The 22,965-nt window shown below is 71.1% G+C and carries 22 protein-coding genes; 12 read left to right on the top strand and 10 right to left on the bottom strand.

What is annotated here, in order from left to right:
* Positions 1 to 290: 290 nt before the first annotated feature.
* On the top strand, positions 291 to 458 hold the full coding sequence (locus tag ACWD4O_RS03900; protein ID WP_003966491.1) for a DUF3117 domain-containing protein: 168 nt from the start codon (positions 291 to 293) through the stop codon (positions 456 to 458).
* A 191-nt stretch (positions 459 to 649) separates the two neighbouring features.
* Here ACWD4O_RS03900 and ACWD4O_RS03895 read toward each other — a convergent pair whose 3' ends face one another.
* The gene (locus tag ACWD4O_RS03895) at positions 650 to 1,348 is read right to left on the bottom strand and encodes an O-methyltransferase (protein WP_450948290.1); all 699 of its coding nucleotides are present in this window, start codon (positions 1,346 to 1,348) and stop codon (positions 650 to 652) included.
* A 235-nt stretch (positions 1,349 to 1,583) separates the two neighbouring features.
* On the opposite strand from ACWD4O_RS03895, the gene sigE reads away from it, so the two are divergent.
* From sigE to ACWD4O_RS03870, 5 genes are all read left to right on the top strand, one after another.
* Positions 1,584 to 2,297 (top strand): RNA polymerase sigma factor SigE, encoded by a 714-nt coding sequence (gene sigE / locus ACWD4O_RS03890; RefSeq protein WP_351916789.1) that lies wholly within the window; start codon positions 1,584 to 1,586, stop codon positions 2,295 to 2,297.
* A complete protein-coding gene (locus ACWD4O_RS03885; RefSeq protein ID WP_451277128.1) occupies positions 2,294 to 3,307 on the top strand; it encodes an anti-sigma factor family protein in 1,014 nt (337 codons plus the stop codon). Before sigE ends, ACWD4O_RS03885 begins: the two co-directional genes overlap by 4 nt.
* A gap of 109 nt (positions 3,308 to 3,416) precedes the next feature.
* Positions 3,417 to 5,300, top strand: a complete 1,884-nt coding sequence (locus ACWD4O_RS03880) for a trypsin-like peptidase domain-containing protein (protein ID WP_451277126.1) — start codon at positions 3,417 to 3,419, stop codon at positions 5,298 to 5,300.
* A 290-nt stretch (positions 5,301 to 5,590) separates the two neighbouring features.
* Positions 5,591 to 6,052: a sec-independent translocase gene (locus ACWD4O_RS03875; RefSeq protein ID WP_358801108.1), complete on the top strand. Its 462-nt coding sequence runs from the start codon at positions 5,591 to 5,593 to the stop codon at positions 6,050 to 6,052.
* Positions 6,053 to 6,232: 180 nt separating this feature from the next.
* The gene (locus tag ACWD4O_RS03870; RefSeq protein WP_451277124.1) at positions 6,233 to 6,892 is read left to right on the top strand and encodes a hypothetical protein; all 660 of its coding nucleotides are present in this window, start codon (positions 6,233 to 6,235) and stop codon (positions 6,890 to 6,892) included.
* A gap of 82 nt (positions 6,893 to 6,974) precedes the next feature.
* Here the strand turns inward: ACWD4O_RS03870 and ACWD4O_RS03865 are convergent, their stop codons facing one another.
* The 3 genes from ACWD4O_RS03865 to ACWD4O_RS03855 are packed head-to-tail and all read right to left on the bottom strand — an operon-like array spanning position 6,975 to position 10,081.
* Positions 6,975 to 8,108, bottom strand: a complete 1,134-nt coding sequence (locus tag ACWD4O_RS03865; RefSeq protein WP_451277122.1) for an Mrp/NBP35 family ATP-binding protein — start codon at positions 8,106 to 8,108, stop codon at positions 6,975 to 6,977.
* Between the two features lie 43 nt (positions 8,109 to 8,151).
* The gene (locus ACWD4O_RS03860) at positions 8,152 to 8,751 is read right to left on the bottom strand and encodes a DUF1003 domain-containing protein (RefSeq protein ID WP_451277120.1); all 600 of its coding nucleotides are present in this window, start codon (positions 8,749 to 8,751) and stop codon (positions 8,152 to 8,154) included.
* Positions 8,741 to 10,081: a magnesium transporter MgtE N-terminal domain-containing protein gene (locus ACWD4O_RS03855; protein ID WP_451277118.1), complete on the bottom strand. Its 1,341-nt coding sequence runs from the start codon at positions 10,079 to 10,081 to the stop codon at positions 8,741 to 8,743. The genes ACWD4O_RS03860 and ACWD4O_RS03855 overlap by 11 nt, the downstream gene beginning before the upstream one ends.
* 175 nt (positions 10,082 to 10,256) lie before the next feature.
* Between ACWD4O_RS03855 and ACWD4O_RS03850 the strand changes: the two genes are divergently transcribed.
* A complete protein-coding gene (locus ACWD4O_RS03850) occupies positions 10,257 to 11,009 on the top strand; it encodes a hypothetical protein (RefSeq protein ID WP_451277116.1) in 753 nt (250 codons plus the stop codon).
* A gap of 60 nt (positions 11,010 to 11,069) precedes the next feature.
* On the opposite strand, the gene ACWD4O_RS03845 is transcribed toward ACWD4O_RS03850, so the two are convergent.
* Both ACWD4O_RS03845 and ACWD4O_RS03840 read right to left on the bottom strand, forming a co-directional pair.
* On the bottom strand, positions 11,070 to 11,600 hold the full coding sequence (locus ACWD4O_RS03845) for a hypothetical protein (protein WP_451277114.1): 531 nt from the start codon (positions 11,598 to 11,600) through the stop codon (positions 11,070 to 11,072).
* A 25-nt stretch (positions 11,601 to 11,625) separates the two neighbouring features.
* Complete coding sequence (locus ACWD4O_RS03840) at positions 11,626 to 12,756, bottom strand: magnesium and cobalt transport protein CorA (RefSeq protein WP_451277112.1); 1,131 nt, start codon at positions 12,754 to 12,756, stop codon at positions 11,626 to 11,628.
* A gap of 511 nt (positions 12,757 to 13,267) precedes the next feature.
* Here ACWD4O_RS03840 and ACWD4O_RS03835 point away from each other — a divergent pair.
* Positions 13,268 to 13,852, top strand: a complete 585-nt coding sequence (locus tag ACWD4O_RS03835; protein WP_451277110.1) for a suppressor of fused domain protein — start codon at positions 13,268 to 13,270, stop codon at positions 13,850 to 13,852.
* A 52-nt stretch (positions 13,853 to 13,904) separates the two neighbouring features.
* Here the strand turns inward: ACWD4O_RS03835 and ACWD4O_RS03830 are convergent, their stop codons facing one another.
* Complete coding sequence (locus tag ACWD4O_RS03830; RefSeq protein WP_451277108.1) at positions 13,905 to 15,170, bottom strand: MFS transporter; 1,266 nt, start codon at positions 15,168 to 15,170, stop codon at positions 13,905 to 13,907.
* 127 nt (positions 15,171 to 15,297) lie between these two features.
* Here ACWD4O_RS03830 and ACWD4O_RS03825 point away from each other — a divergent pair, with 127 nt between their 5' ends.
* The 3 genes from ACWD4O_RS03825 to ACWD4O_RS03815 all read left to right on the top strand — a co-directional run bounded on the left by ACWD4O_RS03825 (position 15,298) and on the right by ACWD4O_RS03815 (position 17,608).
* On the top strand, positions 15,298 to 15,939 hold the full coding sequence (locus tag ACWD4O_RS03825) for a DUF6758 family protein (protein ID WP_450948264.1): 642 nt from the start codon (positions 15,298 to 15,300) through the stop codon (positions 15,937 to 15,939).
* Positions 15,940 to 16,093: 154 nt separating this feature from the next.
* The gene (locus ACWD4O_RS03820; RefSeq protein ID WP_451277106.1) at positions 16,094 to 16,951 is read left to right on the top strand and encodes a PHP domain-containing protein; all 858 of its coding nucleotides are present in this window, start codon (positions 16,094 to 16,096) and stop codon (positions 16,949 to 16,951) included.
* Between the two features lie 51 nt (positions 16,952 to 17,002).
* Positions 17,003 to 17,608, top strand: coding sequence for a MarC family protein (locus tag ACWD4O_RS03815; RefSeq protein WP_351916712.1), 606 nt, complete (start codon positions 17,003 to 17,005; stop codon positions 17,606 to 17,608).
* 83 nt (positions 17,609 to 17,691) lie between these two features.
* On the opposite strand, the gene ACWD4O_RS03810 is transcribed toward ACWD4O_RS03815, so the two are convergent.
* Complete coding sequence (locus tag ACWD4O_RS03810) at positions 17,692 to 17,844, bottom strand: hypothetical protein (protein ID WP_451044433.1); 153 nt, start codon at positions 17,842 to 17,844, stop codon at positions 17,692 to 17,694.
* Positions 17,845 to 18,039: 195 nt separating this feature from the next.
* On the opposite strand from ACWD4O_RS03810, the gene ACWD4O_RS03805 reads away from it, so the two are divergent.
* Positions 18,040 to 18,936, top strand: a complete 897-nt coding sequence (locus ACWD4O_RS03805; protein WP_450948266.1) for an NYN domain-containing protein — start codon at positions 18,040 to 18,042, stop codon at positions 18,934 to 18,936.
* A 71-nt stretch (positions 18,937 to 19,007) separates the two neighbouring features.
* On the opposite strand, the gene ACWD4O_RS03800 is transcribed toward ACWD4O_RS03805, so the two are convergent.
* Both ACWD4O_RS03800 and ACWD4O_RS03795 read right to left on the bottom strand, forming a co-directional pair.
* A complete protein-coding gene (locus ACWD4O_RS03800) occupies positions 19,008 to 19,892 on the bottom strand; it encodes an alpha/beta fold hydrolase (RefSeq protein ID WP_451277103.1) in 885 nt (294 codons plus the stop codon).
* Positions 19,893 to 20,010: 118 nt separating this feature from the next.
* Positions 20,011 to 22,728 (bottom strand): DEAD/DEAH box helicase, encoded by a 2,718-nt coding sequence (locus ACWD4O_RS03795; protein WP_451277101.1) that lies wholly within the window; start codon positions 22,726 to 22,728, stop codon positions 20,011 to 20,013.
* Between the last annotated feature and the right edge of the window lie 237 nt (positions 22,729 to 22,965).

Raw genomic sequence — 22,965 nt, 5'->3', positions numbered from 1 at the left:
GGACCGGACCCGACATGTGACCTGCGTCAAAGAATTCGGGACGGTTTCCGGGCGGGCGGAGCTCGTGCGGCGGCGCAGTATCGCAGTCACATCGCCGAATTGAGTGGTTTTGCTCGCGCGCGTTGCCCAAGCGATGCCGACTGATGTTGGTCATCGGGTCCTGAGATGCGGGATAATGGCTTGGAAGCAATGTGTTCGATGCCGGTGTCGCGTGTCCCACGCTGGACTGCGGCTGCCCTCCACGGGCCGTCGGCTTTGGCGATGAGCTGGTTTCAGGAAGGGGAACGAGCATGGCGGCCATGAAGCCGCGGACGGGTGATGGCCCGCTCGAGGTGACCAAGGAGGGGCGGGGCATCGTCATGCGCGTTCCGCTCGAAGGCGGCGGGCGGCTCGTCGTCGAGCTGACCCCTGACGAGGCCGACGCGCTCGGCGACGCCCTCAAGAAGGTCGTCGGCTGACGCGCAAGCGACCCTGTTCTTTCGACCGCTCCGGCATCCTTCGGGATGCCGGAGCGGTTGTTTTTCCACGTTTCGCCTAAGCGGGCCGGGCGAAGTCAGCAGCGCCCCGAAGGGGCGCGGGGAACTGCGCGACCAGCCACGACGGCGCCGCAGCCGAACGACGGCACATCGCGGCATCTCCAGCGGAGCGCCTAGCGCTTGACCGCGCACAGCAGGCCGTCGCCCACCGGGAGCAGCGACGGCACCAGCTCGTGGCTCTCGCGCACCGCCCGCAGCAGCTCCCGGATCCTTATGACCTCCGTGGGCTGCGGCCCCGAATCGACCGTGCGGCCGTTGGCGAAGACGCCCTCGAAGACGACCAGCCCGCCCGGCCGCAGCAGGCGCAACGATTCAGCGAGGTACTCCATCAGCTCGAGCCGGTCGCCGTCGCAGAAGACGAGGTCGTAGCCGGCGTCCGCGAGGCGGGGCAGGACGTCCAGGGCGCGGCCCGGGATGAAACGGGCCCGGTTGCTGGCGAAGCCGCAGGCGCGGAAGGCCTGCCGGGCGAACTGCTGGTGCTCCGGCTCGGGGTCGACGGTCGTCAGGACGCCGTCGGGGCGCATCCCGTACAGCAGGTGGATCCCGGAGACGCCGGTTCCGGTACCGATCTCCGCGACCGCCTTCGCGTCCGCGGTGGCAGCGAGCATCCGCAGGGCCGCGCCCGTGCTGGGCGACACCGAGCGCAGCCCTGCGTCGCGGGCCCGGTCACGGGCCCAGAGCAGCGCTTCGTCCTCGGCGGCATAGGCGTCGGCGAACGCCCAGCTTGCCTGCCGGTTGCCGGTAATGACCCTCTCCTGTCCCCGTGGTTGCCTGGGCGTGACTGTATCCGTTGCCGCCGGGAACCCGCAGATGGGACCGGGCGTTTGAAGGGGTGGGAACGATGACGGGGGGACACAGTTGGATCACGATGAGGGACCGGGTGTCGAGCAAGTGCTGACGCAGCCGTATGAGCCGTATCAGCCCAGATCAATTTCTCGTAAAACCGCTTATCCGGAGCTAACGGGCGAGGTGGCTATGGTAGGGGCTCCACTGGACACCACCAGAGCCGACAGGGGAGGTGCGGCTGCGCCTGTGGATCGGGGAGGAGTGCTGCGGCGCTTTCTCGGTTCGGCAGGCAGGCCGAAATCCGTGAACGACACCGCTGCTGACCCCAGCCACGCCGCCGGCATCGCCGACGGCCCAGCCCAGACCGCGACCTTCTCCACCGACGCGGACGGGCAGGCATGGACTCCGCCCACGTGGGAGGAGATCGTCAGCATGCACAGCGGCCGGGTCTACCGGCTCGCCTACCGTCTGACCGGCAACCAGCACGACGCCGAGGATCTCACCCAAGAGGTCTTCGTCCGTGTCTTCCGTTCCCTGTCGACGTACACGCCGGGCACGTTCGAGGGCTGGCTGCACCGCATCACCACCAACCTCTTCCTGGACATGGTCCGCCGCAAGCAGCGCATCCGCTTCGACGCGCTGGGCGACGACGCGGCCGAGCGGCTGCCCAGCAAGGAGCCCAACCCGCAGCAGGTCTTCAACGACGCCCACTTCGACGCGGACGTCCAGCAGGCCCTCGACACCCTCGCGCCCGAGTTCCGCGCCGCGGTCGTCCTCTGTGACATCGAAGGCCTGTCCTACGAGGAGATCGCCGCGACCCTGGGCGTCAAGCTGGGCACGGTCCGCTCGCGCATCCACCGCGGCCGTTCACAGCTGCGCAAGGCCCTCGCCCACCGCTCGCCCGAGGCACGCGCGGAGCGACGCTCCTTCGTGCCCCGCGTGCCCGCTCTGGGAGGAGGGGGCGCGACCGCGTGAGTGGAACCGGATCCCGAAACAACGCAGCCGAGAGGCTCCTCGCGGAGCAGCATCTCGGTGACCGGCTCTCGGCCCTGGTGGACGGCGAGCTCGGTCATGACACCCGCGAGCGGGTGCTGGCGCATGTGGCGACCTGCCCCAAGTGCAAGTCGGAGGTCGACGCGCAGCGCCGGCTGAAGAACGTCTTCGCGGAGGTGGCCCCACCGGCCCCCTCGGAGAGCTTCCTGGCCCGTCTCCAGGGGCTTCCCGGGGGCGGCGATCCCGGCGACGGCGGCAGCCCGCTGGGCGGCGGAGCCTTCACCGAGGGAATCCCCGGCGGAGTCTTCGGAATGAGGGGCGGCAGACGGGACGAGCCGTTCGAGTTCGGCTATGTACCCGCCCGCGACCACGGCTCCGTCCTGTCACCCGCCTCGGACCGGGGTTTCCGCATCCACCCCGTCGGCCGTGGCGGCGACCGCAGCGACGCGGAGCGCTCGCGCAGCATGCGGTTCGCGTTCGTCGCCGCCGGCGCGGTGTCGCTGGCCGCGATCGCCCTGGGCGGCATGACCACCGTCGCCCCGATCGACACGACCGCGGACGGCCGTGGCGGCTCGGGGTCCGGGAGCAATGTGACGCCGGCCCGCACACCTGGCTCGGGCACGGGTTCCTCGGCGACGCAGGAGAACCAGCGCCGTCGTGCCGTCGGCCCGCTGCTCTCCCAGGGCGGCCAGCTCGGCGACACCCCGGTGGCCCCGACCGAGGTGTCCGCGCCGCTGCTGCCCGGCGTGCCCTCGCCGGCCGGCGGTCAGGTCGAGCAGGCCCTGCACCGGCTCACCACGCCCATGGTGGCCGGCGCGGCGGTCATGTCCCCGCTGATACGTCCGCTCGGCACGCATCCGCCGATCGCGCTGACCTCGCTCACCGCCTGGACCAACGGGACCGAGGCCACTGCTCCCGGTCTGCTCGCCGCACCCGTCCCCGACGCCACCTCCGCTCCCAGCGGCTCGCCTTCCTCGCAGAACACCCGCTGACCCGGGCCCTGCGTCGCTCCGGCTCGAACCTGGTTGAATCCAGGGTGGACCGACCGTGCCCTGCCCGGAGTCAGCCGGGCCGGGGCTGGGGCTCGAGCGTGGGGAGAGCATGGACGAGGGGAAGCCCACGGGGGCGAAGTGGTGGAGCCGGCCTCGACCGCAGGCGTCCTCGGAGCGACAGCGCCCCGCGGACCCGGGTCCGGAGACGGCCGTGAGCCCGCCCGCTCCCACGGACGAAGGCGACTTCGAACTGGCCCGCCCGACGCCCGCGGAGCCCGTGCCTGAGTCGGTGGAGTGGGGGGAGTCGGAGTCGGTGGAGTCGGCCGGGTCAGCAGGTTCGGTGGGCTCGGCAGACTCGGTGGGCTCGGCAAGCTCGGCAGGCTCGGCAGGCTCGGCAGGCTCGGCAGGCTCGGCAGGCTCGGTGGGCTCGGCAGGCTCGGAGGCTCTCGTCGCCGCCGGGTCGAGCCGGTCCGTGGTCCAGGACGGCGCGGGTCCCGGGGAGACGGGTCCCGTGGAGTCGGGGCCGGTCGCCGAAGAGCGTCCCAAGCCGTTGCACGACCCCGACCCCTACAGCACCCCGCCGTACGGTGAGCCGGGTCCCTGGGCGCCCGCGCCGCCCGTCCAGCACCCGGCGGTCACGCCCGCGCACGGCACCGCGCTGCCCCCGCCCGCACCCGTTCCCCCTGCGATCCCGCACCAGGCCGCCCCCGGCCCGCCCGTACCGCTGCCGATACCGCAGCAGTCCGCGACCGAACCCGCCGACCCCTGGCGCCGCTACGACCCCTGGGCTCCCGCCCCGCTCGCAGGTGCACAGGGGGCCGGGCCCGCCGTCGGCGGACCGTTCCAGCAGACCGGGGCCGGGGTGGACACCGAGGCGGAGCGGCGCAGGCGGGTGCGGGGGAGGCTGATCGGCGGAGCGCTGGCCGTCGCGCTGGTCTCCGGTGGGCTCGGCGGAGCCGTGGGCACCTATCTGGAGCGCAACGGCGGGCTGAACCCCGTACGGCTGCCGCAGGCCTCCGCGGAGCCCACCGGGCGGGCCGCGGACAGCGTCGCCGGGATCGCCGCGCGGGCCCTGCCCAGCGTCGTCACGCTGCATGTCAGCGGGAGCGAGGAGTCCGGCACCGGAACCGGCTTCGTGCTCGACCCGCGCGGCTACATCCTCACCAACAACCATGTCGTCGAGCCCGCCGGCGGCGACGGCGAGATATCGGTCGTCTTCAACGGGGGCCAGACCGCCGAGGCCGAGGTCGTCGGCAGGGACAGCGGCTATGACCTCGCCGTGGTGCGGGTGACCGGGGTGCAGGGTCTGCAGCCCCTCCAGCTCGGCAACTCCGACAACGTCCAGGTCGGCGACCCGGTCGTCGCCATCGGCGCCCCCTTCGATCTGGAGGGCACCGTCACCTCCGGCATCATCAGCGCCAGGGAACGGCCCGTCGTCGCCGGTGGCGAGAGCGGGGACGGCAGCGACGTGTCGTACGTCGACGCCCTGCAGACCGACGCGCCGATCAATCCCGGCAACTCCGGCGGCCCCCTGCTCGACGCGCAGGGCCATGTCATCGGCATCAACTCCGCCATCCGCTCCGCCGACGACGGCACCGACTCCGGCAGCGCCCAGGCCGGTTCGATCGGCCTCGGTTTCGCCATCCCGATCAACCAGGGCAAGCGGGTCGCCGAAGAGCTGATCAACAACGGCAAGGCGACCCACCCGGTCATCGGCATCACCCTCGACCTGGACTACGCCGGTGACGGCGCCCGGGTCGGCGCGGCCGGCGGTGACGGAGACGCGCCGGTCACCGCGGGCGGCCCCGGCGACCGGGCCGGCATCCGGGCCGGAGACGTCGTCACGGAGGTCGACGGGCAGCGCATCCACTCCGGTGAGGAGCTGATCGTCAAGACCCGCGCCCACCGCCCCGGCGACCGCCTGGAGCTGACGATCCAGCGTGCCGGGCAGGAACGGACGCTCACACTGGTCCTGGGCTCGTCCGACGGCTAGGACCAGGTCGTGGGCCGGTCGTGAGACCGGTACTGGGCTCGTCCGCCGGGGCGCTGCCAGCCCGCTCCCATCGATTGACAGAAACGTCACAGGTCGGACCGTGAAACGCGGTCCCACAAGGCAAACAACGCGGAAAACCGGCCGCCTACACGCATTCGGGGGCCTCGGGACGGTACCGGTCGGACAGGTGCGACAGGTACCGTGGACCCGGCCCGGACCACGGAAGACCCGCACTTGATCACTCAGGGCCCGAGGGCCGAGGACCGCGGACATCGCGCAAGGAGCTTCAGGTGTTCAATGACATAGGACCGCTCGAGCTGGTGACGATCGCCGTCCTGGCCGTGCTCGTCTTCGGTCCGGACAAGCTCCCGAAGGTCATCCAGGACATGATGCGTACCGTCCGGAAGATCCGTGAGTTCTCGGAGAGCGCCAAGGCGGACATCCGCAGCGAGCTGGGACCGGAGTTCAAGGACTTCGAGTTCGAGGACCTCAACCCCAAGACGTTCATCCGCAAGCAGCTGGACAACGACGAGCTGGGGCTCAAGGAGATCCGCAACGGCTTCGACCTGAAGAAGGAGATGGCCGAGGTCACGGACGCGGTCCACAGCCGCGACACGGACACCGCGGCCTCGGGATCGTCCTCCTCGTCCTCGGGTTCGTCCTCGTCCGGCGACGGTCGGATCGACATGACCAAGAAGCCCGAAGAACCGGGCAAGGACGACCGCCCGCCCTTCGACGCGGACGCCACCTAGGCCTGTCCCGAGTCACTCGCGTCCCCCGATGTGAGGGGGCGCACGCCGCACGCGCCGGGTGGATTCCCGGCAGTCCGGAGCGGGGTGGCTATGCTGCCTGGTTGTTGTGCGGAGCGGACGAGTACGCCCGAAGGGGGGCGGGCCGGTCGCTTCGTCGAGAACGAGGAGGCGTCCGGGCACATGGAGACGACGAGTCGGGCAGTCGCGCAGACGCCGGACGCGGAGGGCGGACAACAGGTCCCCTCCGCCCGGCGTACCGTCGACGGCTACTTGGAGGCACCCTTCCCCTGGTACGGCCTCGACGAGGCCTTCACAGGGCCGCGCTGGCTGATGCAGGTGGGTACGGCGGCCGACGGGGCCGTCGAGCACGGTTCGATCGGACACGGCGACGAGCCCTCCGTCCGGCATGAGACGGCCGGCGAGGACCGCGGGAAGTTCGCGGTCGTCGTGACCGTCGCCACGAACCCCGTACGGCGCAGCGCCGACGGCACGGGCCTGCTGGAGGCCACCTCGGTGTCCTCGGCGGCCTGGCTCGCGGGGGTGGGCCTGCTGTCCTTCACCTGGCCGGGCCAGATGGACCACAGCCTGCGCGACGACTGGCTGGACCAGCAGACCGAGACGGCGTGGGTCCTCGCCGACGACCTCTCGGGACCGGACTGGTCGACGCTGTCCCTGCCGGTCGACGGCGTGCCGACGCCCTTCCACTACCGCGAGTCCGAGTTCGGCTGGGTACTGGCCGGCTCGACCTCGGAAGGGGTGCACGTGGGGGCGTACGGGAGGGGCATGAGCGCATACGGGCTCGGCTTCGCCATGATCAAGGACATCGCCGAGTACGCCTAGGGCCGGACCGGCCCTAGGTACGACGTAGGGTGCCCTCCCGGCGGTGGGCACCCTGACGGTCGTCGCGCCAGAACTTGTCGCGCTAGAACTTGTTGCGCGGAGTGATCCCCAGCGACAGTCCGGAGAGGCCGCGCTGGCGGCCGCCGAGCTTGCCCGCGATCGCCCGCAGGGCCGCGCCCGCCGGGGAGTCGGGGTCGCTCAGGACCACCGGCTTGCCCTCGTCGCCGCCCTCGCGCAGCCGGACGTCGATCGGGATGGAGCCGAGGACCGGGACGTTGGCGCCGGTCGTGCGGGTCAGTCCCTCCGCCACCGACTGTCCGCCGCCCGTGCCGAAGACGTCGACCATCTCGCCGCAGTGCGGGCAGGGCAGGCCGGACATGTTCTCGACCACGCCGACGATCTTCTGGTGGGTCTGCACGGCGATGGAGCCCGCCCGCTCGGCCACCTCGGCCGCGGCCTGCTGCGGGGTGGTGACGACCACGATCTCCGCGTTGGGGACCAGCTGGGCCACCGAGATCGCGATGTCGCCCGTGCCCGGCGGAAGGTCCATCAGCAGCACGTCCAGGTCGCCCCAGTACACGTCGGACAGGAACTGCTGGAGCGCGCGGTGGAGCATCGGGCCGCGCCAGACGACCGCGGAGTTGCCCGGCGTGAACATGCCGATGGAGATGACCTTCACGCCGTGCGCGGACGGCGGCATGATCATGTTCTCGACCTGGGTCGGAAGGCCGTCGGCCCCCAGCATGCGCGGCACGCTGTGACCGTAGATGTCGGCGTCGACCACGCCCACCTTCAGGCCGTCGGCCGCCATCGCCGCCGCCAGGTTCACCGTCACCGACGACTTGCCGACGCCGCCCTTGCCGGAGGCGATCGCGTACACGCGGGTCAGCGAGCCCGGCTTGGCGAAGGGGACCTCGCGCTCGGCGGTGCCGCCGCGCAGGGCGGTCGCCAGCTCCTTGCGCTGCTCGTCGCTCATCACGTCGAGCGTGACGTCGACGCGGGTGACACCGTCCACCCGGGAGACCGCGTCCGTCACACGCTGCGTGATCGTCTCGCGCATCGGGCAGCCGGAGACCGTCAGGTACACGGCGACCGCGACCACCCCGTCCGCGCCGATCTCGACCGACTTCACCATCCCGAGTTCGGTGATGGGTCGGTTGATCTCGGGGTCGTTCACCGTCGCCAGTGCCTCGCGCACCGCGTCTTCGCTAGCCATGAGGTCGATGGTACGGCTGCCGGCGGGGGCCCCGGTAAGTCGGTCACCGGTCTTCTACGTCACGTCCCCGAGACCGTTCTGCCGGGAATACGGCATGTCGGCGGTGCCCGTTCTCCCGTTCCTCCAGTTCCTTGACCATGTCCTGGAGCTCCGAGCGGATCCAGTCCCGGGTGGCGACCTCGCCGAGGCCGATGCGCAGGGCGGCGATCTCCCTGGTCAGGTACTCGGTGTCGGCGATGGACCGTTCGTTCTGCTTGCGGTCCTGCTCGAGGTTGACCCGGTCGCGGTCGTCCTGCCGGTTCTGCGCGAGCAGGATCAGCGGGGCCGCGTAGGAGGCCTGGAGGGACAGCATCAGGGTCAGGAAGATGAAGGGGTAGTTGTCGAAGCGCAGGTCGCGCGGCGCGAAGATGTTCCACAGCACCCAGACGATGATGACGACCGTCATCCAGACGATGAACCGTCCGGTGCCCAGGAAGCGGGCGATGCGCTCCGACAGCCGTCCGAACGCCTCCGGGTCCCACTCGGGCAGCAGCGGCCGCCGGCGCGGCCGCGGCTGGTCCAGGCGGGGGCGGTGCCGGCCGGCCGCCGTCGCCCCGACCGGGGTGCGCTCCACGCGGCCGCCGCTCTCGCGCTCAGGAGCCATGGGAACCAGCCCCCTCGGCCGTCGCCCCGGCGTCCGTCGCGTTCTCGGCCCCGGTCGCGTCCTCGGGCTCGTCCTGGAGGTGGAACTCGGTCTCCCGCCAGTCCTCCGGCAGCATGTGGTCCAGGACGTCGTCCACGGTCACCGCGCCGAGGAGCGACCCCGCCTCGTCCACCACGGGCGCCGCGACCATGTCGTACGTCGCGAAGAACCCGGCGACGACCGGCAGCGCCGCGTCCGGCGCCAGGGCCTGCAGATCGTCGTCGAGCAGCGCGCTGACCAGCGTGTACGGGGGGTCGCGCAGCAGACGCTGGAAGTGGACCGTGCCCAGGTACTTGCCGGTCGGGGTCTCGTCGGGCGGGCGGCAGACGTAGACCTGGGCGGCGAGCGCGGGGGAGAGGTCCGGGTTGCGGACGCGCGCGAGGGCGTCGGCGACGGTGGCGTCGGGCCGCAGGACGATCGGCTCGGTGGTCATCAGCCCGCCCGCGGTGTGCTCCTCGTACGCCATCAGCCGCCGCATGTCGGCCGCGTCCGCCGGCTCCATCAGGCTCAGCAGCCGCTCCTTGTCCTCCTCCGGGAGCTCGGAGAGCAGGTCGGCCGCGTCGTCGGGGTCCATCGCCTCCAGGACGTCCGCCGCGCGCTCCTCCTTCAGCTTGCCGAGGATCTCGATCTGGTCGTCCTCCGGCAGCTCCTCCAGGACGTCGGCGAGGCGGTCGTCGTCCAGGGCGGCGGCGACCTCGGCGCGCCGCTTCGGCGACAGATGGTGAAGGACGTTGGCGAGGTCGGCGGGGCGCAGCTGCTCGAAGGTGGCGAGAAGGCTCTCCGCGCCCTGTCCCTGCTCCTCCAGCGAGAACCCGGTCACCGAGGACCACTCCACGGTCAGCGTCTCGCCCTTGGCCCGCCGGAAGGCGCTCGCCTTCTTCCCCTTGCGGACGAAGACCCGGTCGATCTCCCAGTCCCGGCGGGCCGGCAGCTGCCGCACCGACACATCGAGGACGTTGACCTCCTCGCCGGTCTCGACGAGCGTGACGCGCCGGTCGAGCAGCTCCCCGAACACCAGCCGCTCGGTGGGCCGCTGCTCGAAGCGCCGCACGTTGACCACGCCGGTGGTGATGACCTGGCCGGACTCGATGCCGGTCACCCGGGTCATGGGCAGGAAGATCCGGCGCCGGGTGGACAGTTCGACGACCAGCCCGAGCACCCTCGGCGGCCGCCGCCCCACGCGCAGCACGACGACCAGATCGCGCACCCGCCCCACTTGATCGCCGTTCGGATCGAAGACGGGGATAGCGGAGAGATGCGAGACGAAGATCCGCGGGGCGCCCGCTGCCATGACCGCACCTCCGCCCTTGTCCCGATTGCCCGCCGTTGCGGGCTTCAGGCTAGCCCGTCCCGATCGGATACGCCCTGGTGGGCGGTCCGGACGGACCGGCTCCGTTCGGGGCCCGAGACCCCGGTACGCTGCCGTACGCCGCTCAGCACACCCCCGCAGAAAGGCAGCCTTCTCTGTGACTGCGATTCCCCACGGTCGTACTCGCCGGACCTCGTTGGTGAGCGCGCTGTGCGCACTGGTCGTGGGAAGTACGGGACTGGCGGGGTGCAGTGAGGATCCGGACGCGGGCACGAACGGGGTGGGCAAGCTGCCGGCCGCGCAGATCCAGTCGAAGACGAAGACGGCCGCGGCCGCCGTGGACGCCGTGCGGCTGTCGGGGAGCGTGGTCACCAGCGGGCACACGTACAAGCTCGACATGAGCTTGAAGGCGGACGGCGGCACCGGCTCGGTCACCGCGGAAGGGGTCGCCTTCCATCTGCTGCGGGTCGGCGAGCAGCTGTACCTGAAGGCCGACGCGTCCTTCTGGAACAAGGAGGACGGCAAGGCCGGCGACGGCTCGGACACGGCGGCCGCCGACAAGCTCGACGGCAAGTACGTGAAGGTGCCGACGGGCGACCCCTCGTACAAGAAGTTCAGCGGCTTCACGGACAAGGACCTCCTCCTCGACGGTCTGCTGACACTGCACGGCTCGCTGGCCACGGACGGCCACCACGAGCAGTCCGGCGTCCGCACGATCCGCATCACCGGCGACGGCGGCTCCGGCGGCAAGCTGGACGTGTCGCTGGAGGGCAAGCCGTACCCGCTGCGCCTGGAACGCGCGGGCGGCGCGGGCACGCTGAGCTTCTCCGCCTGGGGCAAGGACTTCGACCTGGAGGAACCGGCGAAGGGCGAGACGGTGGACTACGGCAAGCAGCTGCCGTCCTCGTGACTCTCGGAGCTCTCGGAGCTCTCGGAGCTCTCGTGGCTCTTGTGGCTCCGTAGCGACCGGTTACTTGCGTCTGCGCTTCTTCAGCAGCAGCTTCGGCAGTCCGGCCGGGACCGGCTCACGGGTGGTGGCGGGCGAGGGCGCCGGCCGCGCCGCCAGATCCCCGTCGGGCAGCGGCAGGACGGTCCCGGTCGGCTCCAGACGCAGTACCCGGCACTCCCGCGCCCAGCGCCCGGTCATGGCCTCCCCGTCGGGCGCGTTGAGCCGCTTGCCCTTGAGCTCGGCGACGGCCGCCTCCCACGCCTCGGAAGCAGGCTCGAGCTGCACGACGCGCGCCGTCCAGGAGACCAGCCGGCCCCCCTTGTCCTTGCTGCGGACGGTGACCTCGGCCGACCCCCCGCCGACGAGCCCGGACAGCGGTTGCTCACCGGGCCCGTCGCCGACCAGACAGGCCGCGCCCTCGTGCCACACGTGCCACAGTGCACGCGCGGCCGGTTCGCCGGCGCCCTGGACCCAGATGAGGCCGGACTTCTTGGTGGCCTCCTCGACCAGGGCCTGCGTGACGAGGGCCTGGTCGAGCAGCTCGCTTGTCATGGCGCTCAGCCTATCCAGAGCGCCGTCAGAGCCAGCCGTTGCGCTTCAGCGTGCGGTGGATGCCGAAGCAGAGGGCCACCATGGCCGACATGACCACGGGGTAGCCGAACTTCCAGTGCAGCTCCGGCATGTAGTCGAAGTTCATGCCGTACACCCCGCAGACCATGGTCGGCACGGCGATGATGGCCGCCCAGGACGTGATCTTCCGCATGTCCTCGTTCTGTGCGACGGACGCCTGCGCCAGGTTGGCCTGGAGAATCGAGTTGAGCAGCTCGTCGAAGCCGACGACCTGCTCCTGGACCCGGGCGAGGTGGTCGGCGACGTCCCGGAAGTACTTCTGGATGTCGGGGTCGATCAGCCGCATCGGCCGCTCGCTCAGCAGCTGCATCGGCCGCAGCAGAGGCGACACCGCACGCTTGAACTCCAGCACCTCACGCTTGAGTTGGTAGATCCGGCCGGCGTCCGTGCCGCGCGGGCTGCCCTTGCGTCCGGGCGAGAACACCTCCGTCTCGACCTCGTCGATGTCGTCCTGTACGGCGTCCGCGACCGCGATGTAGCCGTCGACGACGTGGTCCGCGATGGCGTGCAGCACCGCGGAGGGGCCCTTGATCAGCAGCTCGGGGTCGTCCTGGAGGCGGTGGCGCAGGGCGCGCAGCGAGCCCTGGCCGCCGTGCCGGACCGTGATGAAGAAGTCCTTGCCGGTGAAGCACATGACCTCACCGGTCTCGACGACCTCGCTGTTGGCCTCGAGCCGGTCGTGCTCGATGTAGTGGATGGTCTTGAAGACCGTGAAGAGGGAGTCGTCGTAGCGCTCCAGCTTGGGCCGCTGGTGCGCCTGCACCGCGTCCTCCACGGCCAGCGGGTGCAGCCCGAACTCGGCTGCGATACCGGCGAATTCGGCCTCGGTCGGCTCGTGCAGACCGATCCACACGAAGCCCCCGTCGCGCCGCACCTGGCGCATGGCCTCCTGCGGGGTCGGCGACTGGGTGCACACGACGCGCGAGCCGTCCCGGTAGACGGCGCAGTCGACGACGGCCGACGGGGTCGCGGGGTCACGGGTGGTGTCGTACGCGCCGCTGTCCATGCGCCCGCCCCCCTTGCGCAGGGAGGGGCGGGCGGGGCGGACGACAGCACGGAGGTCGCGGATCATCGACATGGCAGGCTCCTTCGTGACAGGCAACGAAAGGCCGCCGACGACGGGTGGAACTACCCGGAATGGGGACGTCCTGACTGCGGAGGTTTGGCACGTCCACAAAGCGGGGAGCACCGCTCCGTCGCGGTGGCGAGCTTCGCTACTGATTCAGATCAGAGAGATCTGGCAGATCAGAAAGATCGGGTCAGACAGATCAGGTCGGACAGATCAGGCAAAAAACGAAACGAAGTGCTCTTCCGCATGAAGATGAGCGCGAGAGGTGGCGACCAGCCGAGGGCCAAGAAGCCGGAGCAGCTGCATCAGCGGCCGGAAGAGCGAGTGGTACTGCACGGGTGACTTCGATCCATGACAGCCCCACCTCCTCCAGCCGGTCCCTCGTAAGGGAGTCTCGTCTGCGTCGAGGCAAGATAGCGACGCTTCTGCGTGCTGCCCCGAACCACCGGGCCAGACTACCAGCCGAGTGAAGTGTCAAGGCGCTGCTTTGCCCTGTGCCGATGAGTTCTATGCTCGCCGCATGGTTGATGTTCTTCCTCTGGTCGAGGCTCGTTTGCGCTCCGCGCTGGGCGAGCCGGACGCCCGCGCCGCGGTCACCTTCCTCGGTACGGACCGCGTCGAGGTGCTCCGTTTCCACGAGGGCGACATCGTCCGCTACGCCACGCTCGGCATGTCCGCACAGCCCATGAGCGACCCCACGGCGGTGCTCGCGGATCCGGTCGAGGGGCCGCGTGCCGAGCTGGTCCTGTCGGTCCGGCCGGGCGTCGCCGACACCGACAAGGTGCTCCGTCCGCTCGCCGTGCTCGCCGCGTCCCCGCAGGTCGAGGGCCTGGTCGTGGCCCCCGGCGCCTCACTCGATGTCGGCGGACCGCTGTGGCCCGGCGCACCGTTCACCTCGGTCCTGGTCGCCGAGCCGGGCGGTCTGGTCGAGGATCTCGACCTCGACGAGCCCCTCGACCCGGTCCGCTTCCTGCCGCTGTTCCCCATGACCGCGAACGAAGCCGCCTGGAAGCGCGTGCACGGCGCCCAGGCCCTCCAGGAGCGCTGGCTGACGAACGGGACGGACCTGCGGGATCCGTCCCGCAGGTCCGTCCCGCTCGACTGACGCCTCATATGACGTTTCGTGAGGAAGGTCACCAACCTGTGGCCGAAGGCGTTCAGTTGGCGAAGACGGTGACCGAGTCCTCGGCCGCGTGCCTCGGTTCGAGCTCCTCGACGTCCTTCGTGAGCGCCTTGCGCCGTACGACGACCACGGCCGCGCCGAGCACCGACGTCACCGCCGCGACGACGAACGGGACGTGGATGTCGGTCCACTCCTCGATCCTCGGCGCGAAGAACGGCGCGGCCGCGGCCGCGAACCACCGCACGAAGTTGTATCCGGCGCTCGCCACCGGCCGCGGGGCGTCCGAGACGCCGAGCGCCAACTCGGTGTAGACGGTGTTGTTCACACCGATGAACGCGCCCGACAGGATCGTGCAGACGATCGCGGTGGTGTGGTCGCCGTAGCCGAGGACGAGCACGTCGATGGCGAGCAGCAGCAGCGAGCCGCCGAGCACCTTGAGCGAACCGAACCGCTCCTGCAGCCGCGGCGCCGCGACGACCGAGCAGACGGCGAGCAGTACACCCCATGCGAAGAACACCGCCCCGGACCTGTAGGGGGTCATGTTCAGCACGAACGGGGTGAAGGCCAGCACGGTGAAGAACGTGTAGTTGTAGAAGAACGCCGAGGCCGCGGCGGAGGCCAGACCGCCGTGCCCGAGCGCCTTGAGCGGGTCGAGGACCGAGACCTTGCGGGCGGGCTTGGGCTGCTCCTTCAGGAACACCGTGATGCACAGGAAGCCGACGGCCATCAGGAACGCGGTGCCGAAGAAGGGGTAGCGCCAGCTGGCGTCGCCGAGCAGCGCGCCCAGCAGCGGCCCGCAGGCCATGCCGAGGCCGAGGGCGGACTCGTACAGCAGGACGGCGGCCGCGCTGCCTCCCGCCCGTCGCCCGCCACCACCCCGGCCGGAATCGCTTCGCGATGCCCCTATGGGATTCGCCGCTCCGACGATCACCGCGAGGGCGGTGGAGACGAAGAGCGCGTTGCCCAGTCCCCAGCCGGCCCGGAAGCCCACCAGTTCGGCGACCGAGCCCGAGGTGCCCGCGAGACCCGCGAAGACGACGACGAGGGCGAGGCCGAGCAGCAGCGTCCGGCGGCCGCCGATGCGGCTGGAGACGAAGCCGGTGATCAGCATCGCGAACGCGGTGATCAGGAAGTACGAGGTGAACAGCAGCGAGACCTGGCCGGCCGTGGCGTCCAGTCCCTGGGCGATGGACGGCAGGATCGGGTCGACGAGGCCGATGCCCATGAAGGCGACGACGGACGCGCCGGCCGTCGCCCACACCGCTTTCGGCTGCGCACCCCTCACGAAAATAGTTGGCATATACACACGATAAGTTAGACCACCTAATTAATGCAAGCTACACCTAAATACGTCCGGTCGATCGGTTTCCGCCCGGACGGGTGATCGTCCTTGACGTGGGCGGGCTCGGGTAGGACCGTGGGGCTCTATGAGGGGCGAACCCAGTTGCCCGAAGTGTGGTGGCCGGGTCAGGGCTCCCGGACTCTTCGCCGATTCCTGGCAGTGTGATGTGCACGGGACGGTGCATCCGCTGCAGCCCGTGATCCCGCCCAGCGTCGAGGCCCTCAGCGTCGTCGTGCACCGTACGCAGGTGCCGTTGTGGATGCCGTGGCCGCTGCCCGTCGGCTGGCTGTTCACGGGTGTGACATACGCGGGGGACGACCGCAGCGGCGGTCGCGCCACCGTCGTGGCCTGCTCCGGACCGGGGCCGCTCGGCGGCATGGGCGAGCTGATCCTCGTCGCCGAGGAGCTGGGCGTCGGGCTCGGCGCGCGGTACGCCGGTGTCGACGGGCCGGATCCCGGTCCGTACATGAGCGTCGAGAAACCTCCGCAGGCGAAGGTCCTGGCCGCGGGCCGCCCCACCCCGCTCTGGCATGTCTCCGCCACCCCGGACGACCGTGCCGTCTTCGCGGGCGAGGCGCGGGGACTGTGGCTGTGGGCGGTGGTGTGGCCCGAGCAGTCGGGGCTGCTGATGTACGACGAGCTGGTGCTGACGGATCTGCGGGACGCCGGCGCGGAGCTGGAGTTGGTGCCCTGCGGGGCGCTGTCGCCGCGCCTGCTCAAGCCGTAGCGGGTCGCAGCGGGTCGCAGCGGGTCGTGGGGCCGTGCGGCGGGGCCCTGTGCGTGTAGGGGGTGCTCCGGGCTTTTGGGTGTGACAGGGGCGGTGTGATGAGCCGTTATGCTGGAGCGTCCGCTTCCGTCCCGTAGCCGTCTGGAGTCCGCTCGTGCGTGTCGATCTGCACTGCCACTCCACCGCCTCCGACGGGACGGACACCCCGGCCGAACTGGTCCGCAACGCTGCCGCCGCCGGTCTGGACGTCGTCGCGCTGACCGATCACGACACCACCCGTGGGCATGCCGAGGCCATCGCCGCGCTGCCGCAGGGGCTCACCCTTGTCACCGGTGCCGAGCTGTCGTGCCGGATCGACGGCATCAGCATGCACATGCTGGCCTACCTGTTCGACCCCGAGGAGCCCGCGCTGCTCGCCGAGCGCGAGCTGGTGCGGGACGACCGGGTGCCCCGGGCGCGCGGGATGGTCGCCAGGCTCAACGAGCTGGGCGTGCCCGTCACCTGGGAGCAGGTCGCGCGGATCGCGGGGGAGGGGTCCGTCGGGCGGCCGCACGTCGCCACCGCCCTGGTCGAGCTGGGCGTCGTGCCGACCGTGAGCGACGCCTTCACCGAGGACTGGCTCGCCGACGGCGGCCGGGCCTATGTCGCGAAGCACGAGACCGACCCCTTCGAGGCGATCCGGCTGGTCAAGGGCGCGGGCGGGGTCACCGTCTTCGCCCACCCCGGCGCGAGCAAGCGCGGTCGCACGGTGCCGGAGTCGGCGATCGCCGAGCTGGCCGCGGCCGGCCTCGACGGCATCGAGGTCGACCACATGGACCACGACGCGGACACGCGGGCCCGACTGCGCGGGCTGGCCGCCGATCTGGGGCTGCTGGTCACCGGCTCGTCGGACTACCACGGCAGCCGCAAGACGTGTGTGCTCGGCGAGTACACCACCGACCCCGAGGTGTACGGGGAGATCACCCGGCGTGCCACCGGCGCGTTCCCGGTGCCGGGGACCGGCGGAGCCTGAGGCTCACCCTCCGCCCTCGTTCGCCCTCTTCCCCGCAAGGTCTGTGCACTGATGTTCGACGTCGCCGTCTTCGGCTCTCTCTTCCTGACCCTTTTTGTCATCATGGATCCCCCCGGGATCACCCCGATCTTCCTCGCGCTGACCTCCGGGCGTCCCGGCAAGGTGCAGAAGCGGATGGCCTTCCAGGCGGTCTGCGTGGCGGGCGGTGTGATCGCCGTCTTCGGGCTGCTGGGGCACCAGATCCTCGACTATCTGCATGTCTCCGTGCCCGCGCTGATGATCGCGGGCGGACTGCTGCTCCTGCTGATCGCGCTCGACCTGCTCACCGGCAAGACCGACGAGCCGAAGCAGACCAAGGACGTCAACGTCGCTCTCGTCCCGCTGGGCATGCCGCTGCTGGCCGGACCGGGTGCGATCGTGTCCGTCATCCTCGCCGTGCAGAAGGCCGACAGCGTGGCGACGCAGGTGTCCGTCTGGATGGCGATCCTCGCCATCCATGTCGTGCTGTGGCTGGTGATGCGGTACTCGCTGCTGATCATCCGGGTCATCAAGGACGGCGGTGTGGTCCTGGTGACCCGGCTCGCGGGCATGATGCTCTCCGCGATCGCCGTGCAGCAGATCATCAACGGGGTCACCCAGGTGATCCGGGCGAGCTGACCGGATCCCCGGTCGTATGCGCGGAGCCCCCTACGGCATGGCCGTAGGGGGCTCCGAAAACCTGTAAGGGACCGTGTCCCGTGTTACGAGGCCGTGGGGTCGGCCGGACGGATCCACAGTCGCTGCCCGATGGCGGCGGCCTGCTGAACGATCCGGTTGACGGAGGCGGCGTCCACGACGGTGCAGTCCACGGGTGTTCCGTCGACGTCGTCGAGTCGCATGATTTCGAAGCGCATGGCTTCTCCCTTCGTCTGGTCATCCTCCTGAGGAGAACTACTTGGTTACGTAGGGAGTCAACGGGATGCGTGTTACAAACATTCCCTACGCTAAAGAAATTTTTCGAACGACTAATTACTAACGAGTAAGCCGGTTTGTGGAGACTGAACGGGACCGGTTGTGTTCGCAGCGTGACCACCGGGACAATGGAGGCGATGAACGACGACCTGCCGGACCTTGCCGCCCGCATCGACCGCACGAACGAGCTGCTCACGCGCATGCTCGCCGAGGTGGCCAAGACGCCCTCGACCCACGCGATCTTCGTCGACGCGGGGTATCTGTACGCGGCCGCGGGGCGCCTGGTGGCAGGTACCGAGGACCGCCGGGCCTTCGACCTCGACGCCGAGGGCCTGATCGAGGCGCTCATCGACCGCGCCCGCTCGATCTTCGCCGACAGCCGACTGCTGCGCGTCTACTGGTACGACGGCGCCCGGCGCCGCATCCACACCTCCGAGCAGCAGTCCATCGCCGAACTGCCGGACGTGAAGGTGCGGTTGGGCAACCTGAACGCCAACAACCAGCAGAAGGGCGTCGATTCGCTCATCCGGACGGACCTGGAGTCACTGGCCCGCCACCGCGCCATCAGCGACGCGGCCCTGCTGGGCGGCGACGAGGACCTGGTCTCGGCGGTGGAGGCCGCGCAGGGGTACGGCGCCCGCGTCCATCTCTGGGGCATCGAGGCGCCGGAGGGCCGCAACCAGGCCGAGCCGCTGCTCTGGGAGGTCGACAGCCAGCGCACCCTCGACCTCGACTTCTTCAAGCCGTACGTCTCCCGGCGCACCGCCGCCGCCTACGAGACGACCGGCGCGAGCCGTCCCACCCGCGAGGCCGTCCGATTCGTCGGCGCGCAGATCGCGGCGAAGTGGCTGGCGGCGCGGGGCAGGGAGGCCCTGGCCGAGCTGCTGCCGGGCCACCCCTACCTCCCCGGCTCCGTCGACCAGGACCTTCTGGTGGAGGCCGAGGGCATCCTGCAGTACTCCCTGCGCGGTCAGGCGGACCTGCGGCGTGCGCTGCGCGACGGCTTCTGGGAGCACGTGCAGACGCAGTACTAGGGCGGTACCAGGGCCTGTCCGGCCGGAGCGGCCCCGGCTTACCGGCTTGCGCTACCGGCTCCCGGCCTGCGCTACCGGTTTTCCGGGTGACGGTCCCAGAAGTCGGCCAGCCCCTGGGCCGTCGGCAGCGGCTTGTCCAGGTTCGGTGAGTGCTCGGCGCCCGGCACGACCGTCCGGTGCGCCCGCAGCTCCACGGCCATGTCGTCGAGGAGGGGCACCGGCCAGGTGTCGTCCCGCGCACCCGACAGGACATGGAGCGGCAGCGGGACGGCGGCGAGCTCCGCGACCCGGTTCGGCTCGACGCACAACCGGCGTCCGGCGACGAGGAGTTGTGCGGGCTTGTGGTTCAGCCAGCGCAGCTCCAGCTGTTCCAGCTTCCCGAAGCCGCGGGCCGGACCGCCTACCTCCTCCGGCGGCCCCATCGCCTGCATCGCCGCCCACACCTCCGGCATCGTCATCACCGCGAGGGCGTCGTGCAGCAGCTTCACGCGCTGCTTCTGGGACTCCGAGATCTCGGCCGGGCCCGAGGAGACGAGCGTGAACGAGACGAAGGGCGAGTGGTCCAGAAGGACGGCCGCGCGGGCGACCTGGCCGCCCATGGAGTGCCCGGTGAGATGCAGTGGCGTGCCCAGGGCGGCCGCCTGCGCGAGCACGTCCCGCGCCAACTCCTCCTGCGCGTACGGGGATTCGTCGTCGGCCGGTCCGTCGGACTCGTTCTGCCCACGCCCGTCCACGGCGACGGTCCGGTAGCCGCGGGCCGCGAGGGGCTCGTGCAGCCGGTGGAAGTCCTCCTTGCTGCCGGTGAAGCCCGGCAGCAGCAACGCGACCCCCCGCGGCTCGACGCCGGCGGCCGCGGGCGAGTCGACGACGGCGAACTCGCCGCGCTCGGTGCGCAGGGCGTACGAACGTGCGCCGGGGGGCGGCGGGAAGGGAGTCGACCTGGTGGGCTTGGGCACGGGGGGAGATTACCCGGCGTTCCTCTCCTCGCCCTCAACCGGGGCGGCCGTCGAGGAAACGTCCGGCGAACGCCGAGGGCCCGGCCCACACAGGTGGACCGGGCCCTCGGACGTGACCTCAGCTCTCCGACGGCTCCACGGCGGCGGCGGTCTTGCGGGTGGTGCGGCGGCGGGGCGCGGCGGCCGCGGTCTCCGCTTCCTGCGTGGCCTGGGCCGGGATGTCGGCCGTGGTGGCCGTCGTCTCGGTCTTGGCGGCGGTCTTGCGGGTGCGGCGGGGCTTGGCCTCGGTCGCTTCGGCGGTGTCGACCGCGGTCTCGGCGGCGGCAGCCGTCTTCCGGGTGCGACGCGGCTTGGTCACCGCGGCCTCCGCGACCGGCTCCGCTTCCGTCGCCGTGCCGGTCGTGACCGTCGTGACGGCCTTGGCGGCTGTCTTGCGGGTGCGGCGCGGCTTCGCCTCCGTGCCCTCGGCCGTGTCGACCGCGGCCTCGGCCGGAGCCGCTGCCTTGCGCGTGCGACGGGGCTTGACCTCGGCCTCGACGGCTTCCGGGGCCTCGACGGCCGTGGTGGCCGTCGCTGCCGTCTTCCGGGTGCGACGCGGCTTGACCTCGGTGGCCTCGGCCGTTTCCACGGCGGCCTCCGCGGGGGCCGCCACCTTGCGGGTGGTGCGGCGACGCGGCTTGGTCTCCGTCGGCTCCACGCCCTCCGCGGTGTCGACCGCGACCACGGCTTCGGCCGGGGCCGGGGCGGTGGCGGCGGTCTTGCGGGTGGTGCGGCGGCGGGGCGCGGCGGCCGCGGTCTCCGCTTCCTGCGTGGCCTGGGCCGGGATGTCGGCCGTGGTGGCCGTCGTCTCGGTCTTGGCGGCGGTCTTGCGGGTGCGGCGGGGCTTGGCCTCGGTCGCTTCGGCGGTGTCGACCGCGGTCTCGGCGGCGGCAGCCGTCTTCCGGGTGCGACGCGGCTTGACCACAGGCTCGACCGTCTCGACGACCTCGACGGCCTTGACCGTCTCGACCTCGACCACGGCTTCGGCCGGAGCCGCCGCCTTGCGGGTGCGACGGCGCGGCTTGACCTCCGCCGTCTCCTGCGTGTCGACGACCGTCTGCGCCGTGGCCACGACGGCCTCGGCAGCCGGCTCCGGCACGGTGGTGGACGGCGCGGTGGTGGACGGCGCGGTGGTGGCCGGCGCGGCCTCCGCGGTCTTACGGGTGCGGCGGCGACGCGGCTTCTCCGGCGTGTCGAGGACGAGGCCCTCCGCCGGCGTGACGGCCGCTTCCGCAGCCTGGACGACCGGCTCGACGACACGCTCGACGACGGGCTCGACGACCACCGGGGTGCTCGGCGCGACGACGGCCTCCTGCGCCGATCCGACGCGCGTGCGGCGGCGACGGCGCGGGGTGCGCGGGCCGGCGGCCTCCTCCGTCACCTGCTCCGGCGCGGTGGTCGCGGCCGGGGCCGAGGTGGCGTCGACGGGGGCGCCGTTGCGCATCCGACGACGTCGGCGCGGTGTACCGGCCGAACGCTCGCGCTCGTCGGAGCGCTCGTTGGTGCGCTCGTTGGAACGGGACTCGCCCCGGCCGCCGCGGTCACCGCGACCGCCTCGGTCGCCACGACCGCCCCGGTCGTTGCGACCGCGTGCGTTGCGGCCGCCCGGCTCGCCCAGGTCCTCGAGCACTTCCGCGTCGAGCCCGGCGCGGGTGCGCTCCGCGCGCGGCAGGACGCCCTTGGTGCCCGCGGGGATGCCGAGCTCCTCGTAGAAGTGCGGAGAGGTGGAGTACGTCTCCGGCGGGTCGCTGAACTCGAGCTCCAGCGCCTTGTTGATGAGCTGCCAGCGCGGGATGTCGTCCCAGTCGACCAGCGTGATCGCGATGCCCTTGGCGCCCGCGCGGCCGGTACGGCCGATGCGGTGCAGGTACGTCTTCTCGTCCTCGGGGGACTGGTAGTTGATGACGTGCGTGACGCCCTCGACGTCGATGCCGCGAGCGGCGACGTCGGTGCAGACGAGCACGTCGACCTTGCCGTTGCGGAACGCGCGCAGCGCCTGCTCGCGGGCGCCCTGGCCGAGGTCGCCGTGGACCGCGCCGGAGGCGAAGCCACGCTGCTGGAGCTGGTCGGCCAGGTCGGCCGCCGTGCGCTTGGTACGGCAGAACACCATGACCAGGCCGCGGCCCTCCGCCTGGAGGATGCGCGCCACCATCTCGGGCTTGTCCATGTTGTGCGCGCGGTACACGTGCTGCTTGGTGTTCGCGACGGTCCGGCCCGCGTCGTCCGGCGACGTGGCGTTGATGTGCGTCGGCTGCGACATGTAGCGGCGGGCCAGGCCGATGACCGCGCCCGGCATGGTCGCCGAGAACAGCATGGTCTGGCGCTTCGCCGGAAGCAGGTTGATGATCTTCTCGACGTCGGGCAGGAAGCCCAGGTCGAGCATCTCGTCGGCCTCGTCGAGGACGAGCGACCTGATGTGCTTGAGGTCGAGCTTCTTCTGGCCCGCGAGGTCCAGCAGTCGGCCCGGGGTGCCGACGACGACGTCGACGCCCTTCTTGAGGGCCTCGACCTGGGGCTCGTAGGCCCGGCCGCCGTAGATGGCGAGGACGCGCACGTTGCGCACCTTGCCCGCGGTCAGCAGGTCGTTGGTGACCTGCGTGCACAGCTCACGCGTGGGGACGACGATGAGCGCCTGCGGGGCGTCGGTGAGGTCCTCGGGCTTGGCGCGGCCGGCCTCGACGTCGGCGGGGACGGTCACGCGCTCGAGGAGCGGGAGGCCGAAGCCCAGCGTCTTGCCGGTGCCGGTCTTCGCCTGGCCGATGACGTCCGTGCCCGTCAGGGCCACGGGGAGCGTCATCTCCTGGATGGGGAAGGGACTGATGATGCCGACGGCCTCAAGGGCCTCGGCGGTCTCGGAAAGGATTCCGAGCTCTCGGAACGTAGTCAGGGTGCTGCCTCTTCTGTGTGCGCGGTGCGAGGCGAGCGCGGGGGTCGTTGACGGACCGTGCCGGGGGGACGTCGGCTGCCTTACGAGCCAACCGCTGGGGCAAGCCGTATGGCACGGGACCTCTGCCGACGCTCTAGCGCTCGTACC

The organism is Streptomyces sp. NPDC002623, assembly GCF_053592635.1.
Note: the sequence above shows the minus strand (reverse complement) of the source record. Positions and strands in the feature narration are given on the sequence as shown.